A 535-nucleotide genomic window follows, 5' to 3' on the forward strand; every position below is an offset into this window, starting at 1 on the left:
CTGCTGAAATCAACGAAAGCTTGATCGTTGAGCTATACTCTAAGTAAATGACGTAACGCTCAGCATCATAATAATGATGTTGAGTAGTCAACGTTAATTAAACCAGTTTAATAAATCGAGGTGACATCATGATGCTAAATGCAACTGAGTTTCTAACGCCGAATGCCATTAATGTGGATACGGTTAATGAAACGATTGCGAAAGTCACGCTCGAACCGTTAGAACGTGGCTTTGGGCATACTCTAGGTAATGCTCTACGTCGCATCTTATTATCTTCATTACCTGGCGCTGCAGTCATTGAAGCTGAGATTGATGGTGTTGACCATGAATACTCAACCCTTGAAGGACTACAAGAAGACGTGCTTGATCTGCTTTTGAACTTGAAAGGCTTAGCAATTACGCTTCATGACCAAAATGAAGTATTCTTGACCTTGGATAAACAAGGTCCAGGCACTATTACTGCTGCAGACATCGCACTACCGCATAACGTAGACATTATCAATCCAGAGTTGGTATTGGGTACGTTGAGTGATCG

General features: G+C 41.5%; 1 protein-coding gene. It reads left to right on the plus strand.

Annotation, left to right across the window (positions count from 1 at the left end):
* Nucleotides 1–128: 128 nt before the first annotated feature.
* Nucleotides 129–535: DNA-directed RNA polymerase subunit alpha (locus ACS8FD_RS24085; protein WP_459252191.1), on the plus strand; the 407-nt coding region annotated here is incomplete at its 3' end.

The sequence above is a fragment of the Psychrobacter sp. 1U2 genome (genome assembly GCF_051847575.1).